Source organism: Kineosporia sp. NBRC 101731 (assembly GCF_030269305.1).
GTDB lineage: Bacteria > Actinomycetota > Actinomycetes > Actinomycetales > Kineosporiaceae > Kineosporia.
The window spans coordinates 304,292-319,240 of sequence record NZ_BSTC01000008.1 but is presented as its reverse complement, the minus strand read 5'-3'; the positions used below and the strand labels follow the sequence as shown (position 1 = coordinate 319,240).

General features: G+C 69.3%; 14 protein-coding genes. 4 read left to right on the top strand and 10 right to left on the bottom strand.

The window, feature by feature from the left end:
• Positions 1 to 13: 13 nt before the first annotated feature.
• From QSK05_RS23090 to QSK05_RS23080, 3 genes are all read right to left on the bottom strand, one after another.
• The gene (locus QSK05_RS23090; RefSeq protein WP_285599382.1) at positions 14 to 403 is read right to left on the bottom strand and encodes a hypothetical protein; all 390 of its coding nucleotides are present in this window, start codon (positions 401 to 403) and stop codon (positions 14 to 16) included.
• Between the two features lie 8 nt (positions 404 to 411).
• Complete coding sequence (locus tag QSK05_RS23085) at positions 412 to 996, bottom strand: hypothetical protein (protein ID WP_285599381.1); 585 nt, start codon at positions 994 to 996, stop codon at positions 412 to 414.
• 206 nt (positions 997 to 1,202) lie between these two features.
• Positions 1,203 to 1,964 (bottom strand): hypothetical protein, encoded by a 762-nt coding sequence (locus QSK05_RS23080; protein WP_285599380.1) that lies wholly within the window; start codon positions 1,962 to 1,964, stop codon positions 1,203 to 1,205.
• Positions 1,965 to 2,293: 329 nt separating this feature from the next.
• Here QSK05_RS23080 and QSK05_RS23075 point away from each other — a divergent pair, with 329 nt between their 5' ends.
• Positions 2,294 to 3,370 (top strand): helix-turn-helix domain-containing protein, encoded by a 1,077-nt coding sequence (locus tag QSK05_RS23075; protein ID WP_285599379.1) that lies wholly within the window; start codon positions 2,294 to 2,296, stop codon positions 3,368 to 3,370.
• On the top strand, positions 3,367 to 4,530 hold the full coding sequence (locus QSK05_RS23070; protein ID WP_285599378.1) for a hypothetical protein: 1,164 nt from the start codon (positions 3,367 to 3,369) through the stop codon (positions 4,528 to 4,530). Before QSK05_RS23075 ends, QSK05_RS23070 begins: the two co-directional genes overlap by 4 nt.
• Here QSK05_RS23070 and QSK05_RS23065 read toward each other — a convergent pair.
• Complete coding sequence (locus tag QSK05_RS23065; RefSeq protein ID WP_285599377.1) at positions 4,527 to 5,090, bottom strand: GNAT family N-acetyltransferase; 564 nt, start codon at positions 5,088 to 5,090, stop codon at positions 4,527 to 4,529. The genes QSK05_RS23070 and QSK05_RS23065 overlap by 4 nt on opposite strands.
• Before the next feature lie 209 nt (positions 5,091 to 5,299).
• Positions 5,300 to 5,779, bottom strand: a complete 480-nt coding sequence (locus QSK05_RS23060) for a GNAT family N-acetyltransferase (protein WP_285599376.1) — start codon at positions 5,777 to 5,779, stop codon at positions 5,300 to 5,302.
• Positions 5,780 to 6,179: 400 nt separating this feature from the next.
• Here QSK05_RS23060 and QSK05_RS23055 point away from each other — a divergent pair, with 400 nt between their 5' ends.
• A complete protein-coding gene (locus QSK05_RS23055) occupies positions 6,180 to 7,157 on the top strand; it encodes an asparaginase (RefSeq protein WP_285599375.1) in 978 nt (325 codons plus the stop codon).
• An 81-nt stretch (positions 7,158 to 7,238) separates the two neighbouring features.
• Here QSK05_RS23055 and QSK05_RS23050 read toward each other — a convergent pair whose 3' ends face one another.
• From QSK05_RS23050 to QSK05_RS23035, 4 genes are read right to left on the bottom strand one after another with little or no spacing between them, the layout of a single operon-like run.
• Positions 7,239 to 8,219: an oligopeptide/dipeptide ABC transporter ATP-binding protein gene (locus tag QSK05_RS23050; RefSeq protein ID WP_285599374.1), complete on the bottom strand. Its 981-nt coding sequence runs from the start codon at positions 8,217 to 8,219 to the stop codon at positions 7,239 to 7,241.
• The gene (locus QSK05_RS23045) at positions 8,216 to 10,147 is read right to left on the bottom strand and encodes a dipeptide/oligopeptide/nickel ABC transporter permease/ATP-binding protein (protein ID WP_285599373.1); all 1,932 of its coding nucleotides are present in this window, start codon (positions 10,145 to 10,147) and stop codon (positions 8,216 to 8,218) included. The genes QSK05_RS23050 and QSK05_RS23045 overlap by 4 nt, the downstream gene beginning before the upstream one ends.
• The gene (locus tag QSK05_RS23040) at positions 10,144 to 11,103 is read right to left on the bottom strand and encodes an ABC transporter permease (protein ID WP_285599372.1); all 960 of its coding nucleotides are present in this window, start codon (positions 11,101 to 11,103) and stop codon (positions 10,144 to 10,146) included. The genes QSK05_RS23045 and QSK05_RS23040 overlap by 4 nt, the downstream gene beginning before the upstream one ends.
• Positions 11,100 to 12,659: an ABC transporter substrate-binding protein gene (locus QSK05_RS23035; RefSeq protein WP_285599371.1), complete on the bottom strand. Its 1,560-nt coding sequence runs from the start codon at positions 12,657 to 12,659 to the stop codon at positions 11,100 to 11,102. The genes QSK05_RS23040 and QSK05_RS23035 overlap by 4 nt, the downstream gene beginning before the upstream one ends.
• Before the next feature lie 203 nt (positions 12,660 to 12,862).
• Here QSK05_RS23035 and QSK05_RS23030 point away from each other — a divergent pair, with 203 nt between their 5' ends.
• Entirely contained in the window at positions 12,863 to 14,341 is a 1,479-nt protein-coding gene (locus QSK05_RS23030) for an amidohydrolase (RefSeq protein ID WP_285599370.1), read from the top strand.
• 50 nt (positions 14,342 to 14,391) lie between these two features.
• Here QSK05_RS23030 and QSK05_RS23025 read toward each other — a convergent pair whose 3' ends face one another.
• The gene (locus tag QSK05_RS23025; protein ID WP_285599369.1) at positions 14,392 to 14,949 is read right to left on the bottom strand and encodes a DUF305 domain-containing protein; all 558 of its coding nucleotides are present in this window, start codon (positions 14,947 to 14,949) and stop codon (positions 14,392 to 14,394) included.

Here is a 14,949-nt window from a genome sequence, read left to right as displayed (position 1 = left end):
ACGACTCAAAGACTCAACGCCTTGCCAGCTTGACCAGCAGACCGAGGGTCGTTCCGCCGAGCACCACGAGCAGCACCAGAATCAGCAGACCCGCCCAGGCCACCAGGGTCAGCACCACGGCCACGGCGAGCAGCCCCAGCTCGGGCCCGGACGCCCGGGCGAAACCCCGGGTCGAGCCGGCCAGGCCGGCCAGGATCACGAAACTGGTTGCGGCCAGGGCCGCCACCAGATGGTGATGGCCGCCGAGGGTGATCACCGCGAATCGGTCGTCGAACCAGCCGCCCGCCGTGGTCATCCAGGCCACCGCCATCACGTCGAGCAGAACGAACAGCCAGGGCCGCCATCCCCGGATCGGCGACGGCCGTCGTCCATCCGCCGAAGGGGCGGTCGAAGAGGTGGTCATCCGGGTGTTCATCTCGTGAGTTCCCCTCGGACAGCGCCCATCATGATGCTGAGCACGATGCCGGACGTCAGGCCGGCGATGGACAGGACGAGCGCGGCCACCAGGATCACCCCGGCCGCGGCCGCCAGGCCGAGCACAGCCGTGGCGACGAGACCGACGGTGGCGGCGGATCCGGCGCGGGTCAGCCCGGCCGTGAAGAGTGCGGCCACCCCGAGGGCCACGGCGACCAGCACCGCCACCAGGCCCACGACCTGCGGATGACCGCCGAGCGTGGCCACCTCACACACCCGGGAGGTGCCGGGCACCCGACCGGTCTGCACGCCCACCATCAGGACGCCGGTGGCCAGGTCGAGCAGGGCGGTGCCCCTCAGCAGGCGGGTGAGGTAGGGCGGAAAGGGTGGACGCCTGCCGGCCCCTTGGTCCGGCAGCACCTTCCGGGGTGGCCGGGCCGGTTCCGACGGGGTGGTCCCCGGCTGCCCGATGGTGGACGCCGGTCCCGCCCCGGTGTCGGTGGTCGCCTGCGAGTTGTTGTGCTGGAGGGGGATCCGGACGACCGGGACGGTCCGGAGGAGTTGTCTTCGAGTCGTGTTCATGCCATGAGCGTGCTGCGTGGGTGCATCGCGCAGCAGCCGAAGTCACGCTGCCGGACTTTCACGATCTCTAGGTAACTCCGTCCGGTCACCGACCTGCACTTCCAGGTTCCGGCGCCGGACCGACGAACTCCGCACTTTCCCCACCGCCGGAAGTCACCTGGTGCTCGGCCGGCCCTCGCGAAACTCACCCTCAAATCTTTCCCCGCTCAGGCAACTGCACCCGGGACGCTGTCCGCACTCCACTGACGGGCGTACTCCCAGGCCCGCAGGCGGCCAAGTCGCGGCGCGGCCTGCATCGGGTCCGGCGAGCGGGACTCCTCCCGCGCCGCGAGCAACAGCAGAGCCTCGGCGCGGATCCCCCGGTACCCACCCATCCGCTGCCAGGTGCGTCCACTGACCGGGCCGTCCCACACCCCCGCGAACTCCCGCAGGCCGGTGGCCCGCGTACACAGGTCGATCCGGTTGCCGGTACCGAACCGCTCCGCGGCGGCCGGGTCGTCGAGCCCCAGCAGCCGGGCGTCGTCCCGCCCCGGGCGCACCGAGAAGGGGTCGAACTCGACCCAGGTGAGGTACTCGACACCGGCGCAGACGAGCTCCGGCCGGCCCTTGGCGATCCGTCCGCTGAACCGGCGCAGGGCGTTCAGCTCGTTCTGCTCCCGGGCCAGGACCAGGCCGGCCCGCCAGAGAAGGTGTTCGGCCACCCGCGAGGGATGCGGCTGCGCCCCGGGCGACCGACGACCGGTGCGACCGGTGGCCGCGGCGAGCGACGACGCGGCCTCCTCCAGTTGGTGGTGGGCCTGCGTGACCCGGCCCAGGGTCTGCAGTCGCATGCTGTCGGCGACCAGACGCGCCCAGCGCGCCAGATGCGTCGCGGTCCGGCGGCCGGCGGTCGTGTCGATCGGTCCGCCGATCACGGCGCGCCAGTCACCGCGTTCCAGCGCACGAACCTGTTCGGGAAAAGTAGTCATTCCACGGCCCTCGTCAATCGGCCGGGCCGGGAATGGGTGAATGCGTATCCATGCGTCAGATTAGGCAGATATCCGGCCGGCCCGCCCGAGGGAACCCGGCTTTACCGGCACCATTCACCCGGCCCGCACGACACCGTCCACCGGTAAGCCGGAAAAGGTGCACCCCGTCATGCCGACCGGACCCCACCCGAGCTTGGGCGAAAGTTGCCCCGAGGTACACCCAACCCTGGGTGAACCTCGCCAAGCTCTCAGTAAGACCGTAGACTCCGAATGCGGACGTTTCATTTCATTACGCTCGCATCCGCAGTCTGACCTGGAGGGGGTTGGGCATGGCCGCAAGTGCGGGTAACGCGGCGCGTCTGGCGCAGAGGCTGAAAGAGCTCCGGGAGGGTCGTCCGGGCCTCACCCAGAGTCTGCTCGCCGGCGCCCTCAGCACCGAGGCGCGGGTCGCGCCGGCCACCCTGAGTTCCTGGGAGTCGGCCAACAACCCGAAAACTCCCACGCCCATCCGCCTCGAGGCCTACGCCCGGTTCTTCGCGGTACAGCGTTCGTTCGACGGCCGCCGGGCGCATCTGCCCTCACCGCAAGAGCTCAAAGACACTCCCGAAGACCTGCTGGAGTACGACCGGCTGCACGCCGAGCTGCTCGACCTGCTGCAGGGCGGCGAGGAGGTCGAGGCCGACACCGGCCAGCGCACGCTGCTCGACTTCGACGACGGCGACATCGTCATCATCTGCCCCGACGCACCGCAAGACTCGCGGGGCCCGCTGGCGGCCGAGGACTCCCCGAACTACACGCTGCTGCACCAGTTCGCCGACACCGACGCGCTGATCGAGGTCTTCGGCCACATCCGGGCCCTGAACCCGGAGCGAAAGGTCTTCTACCGCACGTCAGACAGCGTCAGCCGCAACGAGATCCAGAACCACCTGGTGCTGATCGGCGGTATCGGCTGGAGCCGCACCACCCGGCGGGTGCTCTCCCTCATCGACATGCCGGTCGAGCAGATCGACCACCCCGATCTGGCCACCGGTGAGGTGTTCCGGCTCACCAAGTCCGGCACCACCCCGGAGCAGGTGTTCTTCCCGGTCACCGACGAGAAGACCGGTGAGCTGATCGAAGACGTCGCCCTGGTCGCCCGGGTGGCCAACCCCTTCAACTCCAACCGCACCCTGACGATCCTCAACGGCATCCACAGCCGGGGAGTGCTCGGGGCGGCCCTGTCGGTCACCGACGAGACGATCCGGGCCGGCAATCAGGAGTTCCTCGGCGAGCGCTTCCCGAGCGGTGGCTTCGCCCTGCTCATGCGGGTTCCGGTGATCCAGGGCAAGGTGATCGCACCCGACTTCAAGAGTGCCCGCGCCCGGCTCTTCGAGTGGACCTCGGAGAGCGACGAGGACGTGTCGTGACGGCGCTGACCTACCCGTCCGTACATGACAACGGCGTACGTCAGCACCCGTCCCACGCTGCACTCCTGAACGAAAACGCTCTAGCAAAAGATGCTTTCCCCTGGACCACGCAGACCACTCCCCTCGATGCCATCGTGGTACCCGCCTCCCGGGGCGCCGCGGCCCTGCAGAGCGCCCTCGACCTGTCCGCCCGGCTCGGGGTGCAGCTCGTGGCCCTGTGCAGTCGCCACACGCAGGCGTCCGAGGTGGCCCACCGGGCACACCGCACACCCGGTTGCCACGCGATCGCGATCGACGTGCCCCGGCACTACACCCACGCGATCCTGCCGCACCGCACCGCGTCGTCCGTCTTCGCCCGGGCCGGCTCGGGCCGCAGCAGCGACCTGAGCCTGAAACGCAACCTCGGCCTGCTCCTGGCCCGCCGGCAGGGCTGGAGCAAGATTCTTTTCCTCGACGACGACATCGACTCCACCTCCGGCAGTGCGGGTCTCGATCTGCCCACCGCCGACCGGCTGGCTCGCGAGCTGGATTCCCGGCAGGTCGCCGGCCTGGTCTGCCGCTCGTTCCCCGACAACTCGGTGGTCTGCCACGCCCGCCGTCTGGCCGGGCTGCCGCAAGACAACTTCGTCACCGGTGGGGCGCTGGGCGTGAACTGTTCCGACCAGCCGCTGCCTTTCTTCCCCGACATCTACAACGAAGACTGGTTCTTCTTCTCACGCCACGCGGCCAACCGCGAACTGGCCCAGGTCGGCGAGGCCCGGCAGGCTCCGTACGACCCGTACGCGAACCCGCTGCGGGCCCGGCAGGAAGAGTTCGGCGATCTCCTGGCCGAGGGCCTGTACGCGCTGTTCGACCGTCAACCCTCGGAAATGTCTTTCCCCGAAAGACTTCGCGAGGCCACGGCCGAATATTGGGAACATTTCATCGCCGCTCGCGGCGCCGATCTGGAGCGCACGGCCACCCTGCTGCTCAACCAGCACGAACCCCGGGCGGTGCGCTCGCTACGCGCCGCCGCCGACCAGCTGAGCCGCATCAGCCCCGCCCTGTGCGCCGGCTTCCTCCAGGCGTGGCAGGCCGATCTGGCCGACTGGGAGCGGGCCACCCAGCGATGGAACGGCGGGGCTGCGGCGCTCGAGCACCTCGGGCTCACCGCTGCCTAGAGCATCTTGCGCATCCGGCGTTCCCAGACGTAGGTCGCGTCCGAGGTGTAGAAGCGATGCTTACGCTCCCGAGTGGGCACGAAACCCAGCCGTTGGTAAACGTTCCAGGCGACATGATTACCGGCGAGCACCCAGAGCAGCAGACTGCGGATCTGCGGGTCCTGCCGGGCCTGCGCCTCCAGCGCCTGGATCATCCGCTGCGACACCCCCTGCCGCCGGGCAGAGGGCGCGACCCAGACCGACTCGATGTATCTCACCTCGGCGGGCGGGTAGGGGCCGTGGTCGGGCTTCGGCTCGGCGGTGAGGTGGGCCAGTCCGACGATCTCGCCGTCGGTCTCCCGGCGGGCCACCACCCAGTCCGAGTCGGCCAGCCGGTCCCGCCACTCCTGGGGAACCCGGCCCTGCTCCTTCTCGCAGTCCACCGGAAAGGCCGCGGGCGAGTCGCGAAGGGCCCGCAGACGCACCTCCGCCAGCGTTCGCCAGTCGGCCTCGGTCAATCTCACGATGTCCAGCGGCAGGCGCGATCCGGACCGGACCCACTCACCCGTTAACGTGGCCACGCCGTCGCTCTCCGTCTGCGGAAAAGGTGAAAGACAGCGGAACCATAATGCGCCACGAAGCCGTCCCGCACATATTGCGGAGGGAATTCTTCCCGGTGCATTCAGTTACCCGGCCTTACGTGATTCACCCCATCCGCCGGGTAAGCCGGAAAAGGATTGCCGCGAACCTTCCCCACGGCCCGTGGCAATCCCCCGGTCTCGAGATCAGGTCAGCCCAGCACCTTCTTCAGCCGGTGCTCGACCTCCAGCCGGCCACCGGCCGTGATGTCCTGGAACAGGCCGGTGGGCCGGTAACCCAGTCGGCGGTAGACCTCCCAGGCCGGGCGGTTCGATTCGAGCACCCAGAGAATCAGCGTGCCCACCCCCTGCCGCAGGGCCTGTTCCTCGATCCCCTGCAGCATGAGCCGCACCAGCCCGCGCCGGCGGAAGTCGGGGTGCACCCACACCGACTCGATGCACCGGGTCTCCAGCGGCCCCTCCTCCCGGTCCGGCTCGTCGAGCATCCCCACCAGCCCGACGATCCGGGAGCCCGATCTCGCCACCGTCCACTGCTGCTGGTGGGCCCGGCGCCGCCAGGTCCGCCGGTGCACCAGCCGCTCCCGCGCATAGTTCCCGCAGAACGCCTCCGGAGAGGTCTCCAGAGCCTTCAGCCGGGCCTCCCGCAGCACCCGCCACTCGCTCTCGTGCACCCGGAACACCGTGATGCCTCCGAGGGAACCGAAACCTTGTCCACTAAAGCCAGACTCGACAACTTGACTCGTCACCGCCGCACCCCGTCAAGACAGAAACCAGTGTCACGGACGCGCCTTCGCCGAATGAACGCGTCCGTACGCATCAGCGCTCTCGCCAGTTTCACGCGCATCACAAAGCTCTGGCAACGAAAGTCGGCGCTAGGTGCAGCGGTCATGCGGTGTCTCATTTCACTGATGAACACGAAGCATTCAGCTGACTTCAGGTGACTTCAGGTGACGGGCGCCAGACCGTCCGTCAGGAACCGGCGAGGACCCGGTCAGGCCCCGGTCAGGCCCCGGTCAGGTCCACAGGTGCCCGATTCGACGCGAGAGGCCGGTGGGCCTCAGATTGACCCCTGTGAAGAAGGTTCTGCTGATCACCCTCGGAGGCACGATCAGTTCCTCGGCCGGCGACGGGACACCCGGTGTGGTTCCCCGCAGCGGCGCCGACGAACTGGCCGGGCAGCTCGCCCCCTGGCTGCCCCACGTGCAGGTCGTACCGCACGAGTTCCGGCTGCTGCCCTCCCCCTCGCTCGGCCTCGCCGATCTCTTCGCCCTGCGGGAGCTGATCGGCACCACGAACGACGTCTGCGGCATCGTCGTCTCCCAGGGCACCGACACCCTGGAGGAGACGGCGTTCTTCCTCGACCTGCTCGGCGCCGGATCCCACCGCCCGGTCGTGATCACCGGGGCCATGCGCGACCGGGACACCCCCGGTGCCGACGGTGCCGCGAACCTGGTCGCCGCCGTCCAGGTGGCCTCGTCACCGCAGGCCCGGGGCGTGCTGGTGGTGTTCGCCGACCGGATCTTCGCCGGGCGCACCGTGCGCAAGGAGAGCGCCGTGCACACCGACGCCTTCACCGCCGCACCCTGGGGCGCGCTCGGGCTGGTGCGCGAGGGCCAGACGCACCTGCCGCTGTCCGCGAGCCCGGCACCGAACCTGCCGGTGCCTGTGCTGCCGTCGGACCCCCCGGCGGTGGCTCTCGTCAGCACCGGTGTGGACGACGACCTGCGCCTCCTGCCCGGACTGGCCGGACTCGGCTACGCGGGTGTCGTGCTGGAGGGCATGGGTGGGGGTCATGTGACGGCCGGAGCAGTGGACGCCGTGGTCGCCTGCGACCTGCCGATCGTCCTGTGCAGTCGAGCCGGAGCGGGCCCGACCCTGCGTCACACGTACGGCTACCCGGGTGGCGAGATCGACCTGCTGGGCCGCGGCCTGTTGTGGGGCGGCCACCTCACCGGCGTGAAGGCCCGCCTCCTGCTCCTGCTCTGCCTGATGCACGGCTGGTCGGGCGAGGAACTCCGGGAACGGTTCGAGACCATCGCCGACAGCTGAGAGTTCTAGAACTCTGGGGATATTTTGCATGATCACGGAAGGTTTTCTTGCCCCTCTCCCTCCCCTCTTTTTCGTTCGTGATCATGCAAAGTGTCCCCGCTGACCTTCGTCCACCATCGGGTGCAGGCAGCGGTAGCTGACGCCCGACTCCTCCACCGTCAACGGGGGCAGGGCCTCGCCGCACTCCGGCGTGGCCCGCCAACAACGGGTGCGAAAGTTGCATCCGGACGGGGGATTCGTCGCCGACGGCACGCGGCCGCGCAGCGGGATCGGCTCGGCGGCCGTGAGCAGTCGCGGAGTCGCGGCGAACAGGGCGTGCGTGTAGGGGTGCCGGGACACGCCCGTCGCCGGTGCCTCCTCCGCGATCCGGCCGAGGTACATGGTCACGATGCGGTCGGACATCCGGCGCACGGTCTGGATGTCGTGTGACACGAACACCATGGCCAGGCCCAGTTCTCGTTGCAGCACGTCGAGCAGGTTGAGGATCTGCGCCCGCACCGACACGTCCAGCGCCGAGGTGGGTTCGTCGGCCACCAGCAGCGCTGGTTCCAGCGCCAGGGCCCGGGCGATCGCCACGCGCTGCCGCTGACCACCCGAGAGCTGGGAGGGCAGGGCATCGGCCACGGCCGTCGGCAGCCCGACAAGATTCATCAGCTCCCGCACCCGTTCGGCCCGCGAGGCGCGAGAACCTCGCTGATGCACCACGAGCGGGTCGGCAATGATGCGCTGTACCGACAGGCGCCGGTTCAGCGCGGTGGAGGGATCCTGGAACACCGTGCCGATGTGGGCGCCGAATGTCAGGCGCCGCTCCCGGGCCGACATCGACCACAGCGACTGCCCGCGAAAACTCACGTCGCCCGAGCTCGGCCGCTGCAGACCGACCAGCACCCGGGCCAGAGTGGTCTTGCCGCAACCGGATTCCCCCACCACGCCGACGGTCTCCCCGGCCCGGACCGTCAGGGTCGCCCCGGTCAGGGCGTGTACCGCCGCGCTTCCGAAAAGACCTGAACCGCGGATCTTATGGACGACGGACACGTCGCGCAGCTGCATCAAGTCGGTCATCTGGTCACCTCGACCGGGTAGTGACACGCCACCAGGTGCTCGTCGTCGCCGCGCAAGAAGGGCCGTTCCACCGAACAGTTCTCCTGGGCCGCGGGGCAGCGATCGGCGAACCGGCAGCCGCCGGGGAAGTCCGCCGGTGACGGCACCACCCCCTTGATCTGGGCCAGCACCTGCTCCTGCTGCTCGATGGACACCACCGAGGCCAGCAGCCCACGGGTGTAGTGATGCTGCGATCGGGCGATCAGGTCTGCCGTCAGCGCTGTTTCGGCCACCTGCCCGGCGTACATCACCACCACCCGGTCCGTGTGATCGGCCACCAGCGCCAGGTCGTGCGACACCAGCACCAGAGCGAAACCCAGCTCGGACTGCAGACGCAGCAGCAGCTCCATCACCTGGGCCTGCACGGTGACGTCGAGAGCCGTCGTGGGCTCGTCGGCAATGATCAACTGAGGCTCACGCGACAGCGCCAGGGCAATGAGCACCCGCTGCCGCTGACCGCCGGAGAGCTCGTGCGGATAGGCCCGCAGGGTGCGCTCCGGCTCCAGGCCGACCAGCTCCAGCAGCTGCGCCGGGGTGCGGTGACCGCCCCGCCGCACCACCTGCTTGAGCTGGCTCCTCACGGTCATCGCGGGATTCAGCGAGCTGAGCGCGTCCTGATAGACCATGGCGATCTCGCGGCCCATCAGCCGGCGCCGCTCCCGGGCGGGCAGTCCCAGCAGATCGTGACCCCCGAAATCGATCGCCCCGGAGACAACCGCGCCCGGCGGCTGCAGACCCATCACCGACAGCGCCGTCAGGGACTTGCCGCACCCCGACTCACCGATCAGCCCGAGCACCTCCCCCGCCCGCACGCTGAACGAGATGTCTTGCACCACTGAGGTTCCCCGGTGTCGCGCCGGGAAGGTGACGGAGAGCCCCCGCACGTCGAGCACCACCTCGGCCGCCGAGAGATCCCGGTGACGTCCGCGCAGACGTGCCCCCACCGTCCTCAATTGATCGTCGGGCAGCACCGGCGCAACGTTCTGCGCGGCGGCCCGGGCGACATCGGCCGCCACGGCCTGCTGCGCCTGCGGCCGCGCCGCAGGAGCGGCCCAGGCGTCGGAGACCCCCTCGGCCAGCAGGTTCAGTGCCAGCACGGTGACCAGGATGAGCAGGCCCGGGAAGAGTGTGGCCCACCAGCCACCGATCAGCACCAGGTCTTTCCCGTCGGCCAGCACCGAGCCCCACGACGGGTCAGGCGGCTGAATACCCGCACCGATGAACGACAGTGAGCTCTCGAACACGATCGCGTCGGCCACCAGGATCGTGCAGAACACCAGCACCGGCGCCGCACAGTTCACCGCCACGTGCCGGGTCAGGGTGTAGAACCGTCGCGCCCCGATCGTCCTCTCCGCCGCGACGTAGTCCTCGGCGTACTGGGCCAGTACGTTCGCCCGCACCACCCGCGTCACCTGGGGCACGTAGAGGAAGCCGATGGCCAGGATCAGCACCGGGATGTCCCGGCCGAACACCGCGACCAGCACGGCCGCCAGCGCGATGCCCGGGAACGCCATGACCACGTCGAGCACCCGCATCACCAGCTCGTCCACCGCCTGGCCGGCCGTAGCCGTGAAGGCACCCAGAACGGCCCCGCAGACCAGCGCGAAGAGGGTGGCGAGCAGCCCGATGGCCAGCGACCAGCGGGTGCCGTAGAGCAGGCGGGTGAACACGTCGCGACCGCTGTCGTCCACCCCGAACCAGTGGGCGCCCGAGGGCCCGCCGGTGTCCGCGCTGATCGCGTTCGGGCTGTACGGCGCGATCACCGGAGCGAGCAGGGCCAGCATCACCAGGAGCAGGAGCACCAGGAGAGCCAGTCCGGACGCCCAGCCGAGTCGACGGAAACGGATCCCGGGCCGCTCGAGAACCGCCAGCCCCGCACGGAGCCTCACGAGTTCGTCCTCAATCGGGGGTTGGCCATCAGGTAGAGCACGTCGACCACGAGGTTCACCACGAGGAACCCGACCGCGATGGTGAGCACGAAGCCCTGCACCTTGGCCGTGTCACCGTCGCCGACGGCCTGGATCATGTTCTGCCCCATGCCCGGCAACGCGAACATCGTCTCGATCACGACCGCCCCGCCGAGCATGTACCCGATCCGCAGGCCGAGCACGGTCAGCGGATTCACCAGGGCGTTGCGCAGCACGTTGCGCCCGACCACCACCAGCGGCGGCAGACCCAGCCCCCGGGCCGTGCGTACGTAGTCCTTGTCCAGCTCCTCCACCACCGAGGTGCGGATGATCCGCGTCATCTGGGCCGCCACCGGCAGCGCCAGCGAGACCGCGGGCAGGGCGAGGGCATTGAGCCAGGGCCCGATCCCCTCCGCCAGGTTCACATAACCCCCGGTCGGGAAGATGCCCCGGCCCACCGCCAGCCACTGGATCAGCAGCAACGCCACCCAGAACGGTGGGGCGGCCACCCCGATCAGGCTGACCAGGCGGATCAGCTGGTCGGGCCAGCGGTCGCGGAACACCGCCGCCGTGACCCCCAGCAGCGTGGCCACGCTCAGCGCGATCACGATGCCCAGCGCCGTCAGCTGCACAGTCAGGGGCAGTGCGGTGCGGATCGTGTCGAGCACCGGCTGACGGGTGATCAGTGAGGTACCGAAATCGCCGTGCAGCAGGTCGATCACGAAGTGCACGTACCTCACCGGCAGCGGGTCGTTCAGCCCGTTCGCCTCCCGGAACGCCTCCAGCTGCTCGGCCGTCGCGTTGCCCCCGTCGAACGCGGCCAGCGCCGGGTCAGTCGGCGCGAACCGCATCACCACGAAGACGAACAGGATCACCCCGAGCACCAGCGGTACGAACAGCAGCAGACGCCGGGCCAGCATCCGCGCCACCACCGTCATGGCGCGTCGATCCGCTGGGCCCGCAGCACGTTGATGCCCGGATAGCCCTGGGCCTGAACATCTCCCAGTCGGTCGGGCACCCAGGCCGTGACCAGCCGGGTGAACACCACCGGGTAGAGCACGGCCTCGTCGGCGATGGTGTCGAGCACCTTCTTGTTCTCGCTCTTCGCCGTCGCGTCGTCCTCCGCGTACGCCGCCTTGTCCATCTGGTCGTACAGCGCGTCGGCGTCAGGCCCCTGGAACCGCGCGTAGGTGGACGACCAGAGCGAGGCCGGGCTGTAGTAGAAGCGCTCGATCAGGTCGGGGTCGTTGCCGAACTGCTGCGGGTTACCCGAGGCCGCCACCACCTGGTAGTCCTCGCCGCCGTCGAGCTTCGAGAACAGGGCCTTGGTGTCCTGGGCGTTCAGCGTGGTCTTCACCCCGACCGCGTCCCAGCCCTCCTTGATCACGTTGATCGTGTCGGCCACCAGCGAGGTGTTGGTCGAGCCCAGCGTGATGCTCAGATTGCTGACCCCGGCCTCCTTCAGCAACTGCTGGGCCTTCGCCGGGTCGTAGGCGTAGTCGGTGGACGCCTTCTGGTAGGCCTCCAGCTCGGGGTTCAGGTACGAGGTGGCCGCGACCCCCTGCCCCTTCAACGCGACCGAGACCACCTTGTCGGCGTCGATCGCGTAGTGCAGCGCCTGCCGCACCCGCTTGTCGTCGAACGGCTTCTTCTGGGTGTTGAACATCAGGAAGACGTTGTTCTGCCCCTGCACCGCCTCGACCTGGCGGCCGTCCTTGCGCAGCTGATCGATGTTGGCCGGCGGGATGTTGTCCGCGATCTGCGCCTGCGGCCGGGCCCCCGACACGGCCGCCACGCGGGGTGCGGCGTCGACGATCGACTTCCAGACCATCGAGTCGTACTGCGCCGGATGATCACCGTTGTACTGGTCGTTCTTCACGAAGGTGGTGTGGTCGAGCGCGGCCTGCTCACTGATCTCGTACGGCCCCGACCCGAGCGTCTTACCGGCCGCCGCCTCTTCCCACTTCCCGTCGAAGACGTGCTGCGGCACGATCATCGCGGTCTCGACCCGGTTCAGCGCGTACCGGAAGGGACGCTTGAGCCGGAACTCGACCGTCGAGTCGTCCTTGGCCACCACCTCGTCCAGCCAGCCCGAGAAGAAGGCCCGCAGCTGCACGTTCTCCTGCGGATCGAGGATGCGGTCGTAGGTGAACACCACGTCGTCGGCCGTCACCGGTTTCCCGTCCGACCATTTCGCCCCTTCGCGCAGCTGGAACGTGATGGTCGTGCCGTCCACCTCGTCCGGTACCGCGGCCAGCGCGGCCTCCGGCTCACGGGTGATCGGGTCGCCGGCCACGAGCGGCTCGTAGACGTTGGTGAAGGCCGCCATCGAGAAGGCCGACGCGGTCTGCGTCGGGTCCCAGCTCTGGTTGTTGCCGTAGCCGATCACGGCGGTGAGAGTTCCCGTGCCGGAACTACTGTCGGACGAGGCCGGGCCGCCGCAGGCCGCCAGGAGCACGGCGATCGCGGCAAGAACTGGCAGTGAACGGTGCATATGGTGACTCCTTCGTCCGCCCCACCCGGCAGGTCGCGAAGACCCGTGCGCCACCAAAGCGTAGGCACAGAGCGCAATTTCTGCCATACAGGCACTTTCACTGCACTCAGGGTTGCCTTGCCCAGAGGCCCCTTCAACCGCCTCGGCCAGGGGGGCCGTACGCTACGTCAGCGATCCACTTCACGCCGGATCAAGGAGGACTGATGACCCAGGGAATGGTTCTGCGCCAGGCCCGCCGGCCCGGGACGACCGGGCTCGCGGACGTGGTGCTGCTCGGCGGGAAGATCCACGCCGTGCTGCCTGCGGGAGATCCCCTGCCGGAGGACGTCGTCGAGCCCCTGGAGGAGGTGCGTCTCGACGGTCGGTGGCTGGGACCGGGCCTGTGGGACGCCCACGTGCACTTCACCCAGTGGGTGAAGGCCCGCCGGCGGCTGGACCTCTCCGGCACGCTGAGCGCCGAGCACACCCTGACCGTGGTCGCACAAGCCCTCGCGACCCGCCCCGACGACGGCACGGCGCTGGTCGGCTACGGGTTCCGCGACGGCCTGTGGCCGCACCCGCCGAGCCTGGCGGCGCTGGACGCGGTGGCCCCGGACCGAGCGGTCATCCTGGTCAGCGGTGATCTGCACTGCGGCTGGGTGAACTCCCGGGCCGCGGCCCGGCTCGGGGTCACACCCGACGAGTTCGGCCTGGTGCGCGAGGCCGAGTGGATCGACGCCAACGCACTGGTGGGTGAGAGCGCTCCCGACGTGGCCCACTACCGGGAGGCCGCGGACGCCGCTGCTCGCCGGGGCGTCGTCGGGGTCGTGGATTTCGAGAGTGCCGACAACGTGGCCCAGTGGCCCGCCCGGGTGGCGGCCGGGGTCACGGCGCTGCGCGTGCAGGCCTCGGTCTGGCCGGACCGTCTGGCGGCGGCGGTGGCGGCCGGGCTGCGGACGGGCGACGTGCTCGATCCCGAAGGCCTGATCTCGTTCGGCCGCCTCAAGGTGATCGTGGACGGCTCACTGAACACCCGCACCGCCCTGTGCCACGACCCGTACCCCGGCCTCGACCCGGCCCACCCGCACGCCTGTGGGGTGCAGAGTGTCTCCCCGTCGGAACTGCGCGATCTGCTGGAGACCGCCTACGGCAACGGCATCAAGGCCGCCGTCCACGCCATCGGCGACAAGGCCAACCAGCAGGTGCTGGACGAGTTCGAGCGCCTCGGCGTGCCCGGAACCATCGAGCACGCCCAGCTGGTCGGCGCGGACGACTTCGAGAGGTTCGGCCGGCTCGGCCTGGTCGCCAGCGTGCAGCCGGAACACGCCATGGACGACCGCGACGTCGCCGACCATCACTGGGAGGGGCGCACCGGAAGGGCTTTCGCATTCCGGTCGCTGCTCGACGCCGGCGCGCAGCTCCACCTGGGCTCAGATGCACCGGTGGCTCCGCTCGACCCCTGGCTGGCGATCTCCGCCGCCACCGGCCGCAGTCGTGACGGCCGCGAGCCCTGGCACCCGGAGCAGAACATCCCGGTGTCCGTGGCCCTCGACGCCAGCACCCGCACCCGTGTCGCCGTGGGCGAGCCGGCCGACCTGATCGTGCTCGATCACGACCCGACCACGCTGTCCCCCGAAAAGCTACGCGAACTACCCGTCGCCGGAACCCTTCTCGGCGGGCGCTGGACCTGGCGAGAGTTCTGACGCCTGCTGGCGGACGCCCTCCCGCCCGGGGCGGGAGGGCGTCCGTTCGCCTACAGAGACTTTTCCAGCAGAGCCTGCATGGCGTCGATCTCGGCGGTCTGGCCCTGGATGATCGCCCCGGCGAGGGTCTCGATCGCGGGGCTACTGCCCTCGTCGAGCACGGTCTCGGACATGGCCACCGCGCCCTGGTGGTGCTGGATCATCATTTCTGTCCACTCCCGGTCGAACGTGGCGCCTTTCGCGTTCTCCAGTTCGATCATCTGGGCGGCGGTCATCATGCCGGAACCCTGGTGACTCATTCCCACCATGTCGTGGACGTGACCCGTGACCGTCGGGACGGGCTGATTCCATCCCTTGAGAAGACCTGACATCTGCACGATCTCGGGGTCCTGGGCGGCCTTGATCTCTTCGGCCAGTTTTCTGACCTGCGGGCTCTCGGCCTTGTCCAGGGCCAGGTCGGCCATCGTGAGAGCCTGGCCGTGATGCGGAATCATGCCGGTCGCGAACGTCACGTCGGCGCGGGTGTGATCGGCGGTCGAGGTGCTCGTACCGGCACATCCGGTGAGCACGAGAACGGCCAGGGCAACGATGAACTTGTTGGTGCGCAT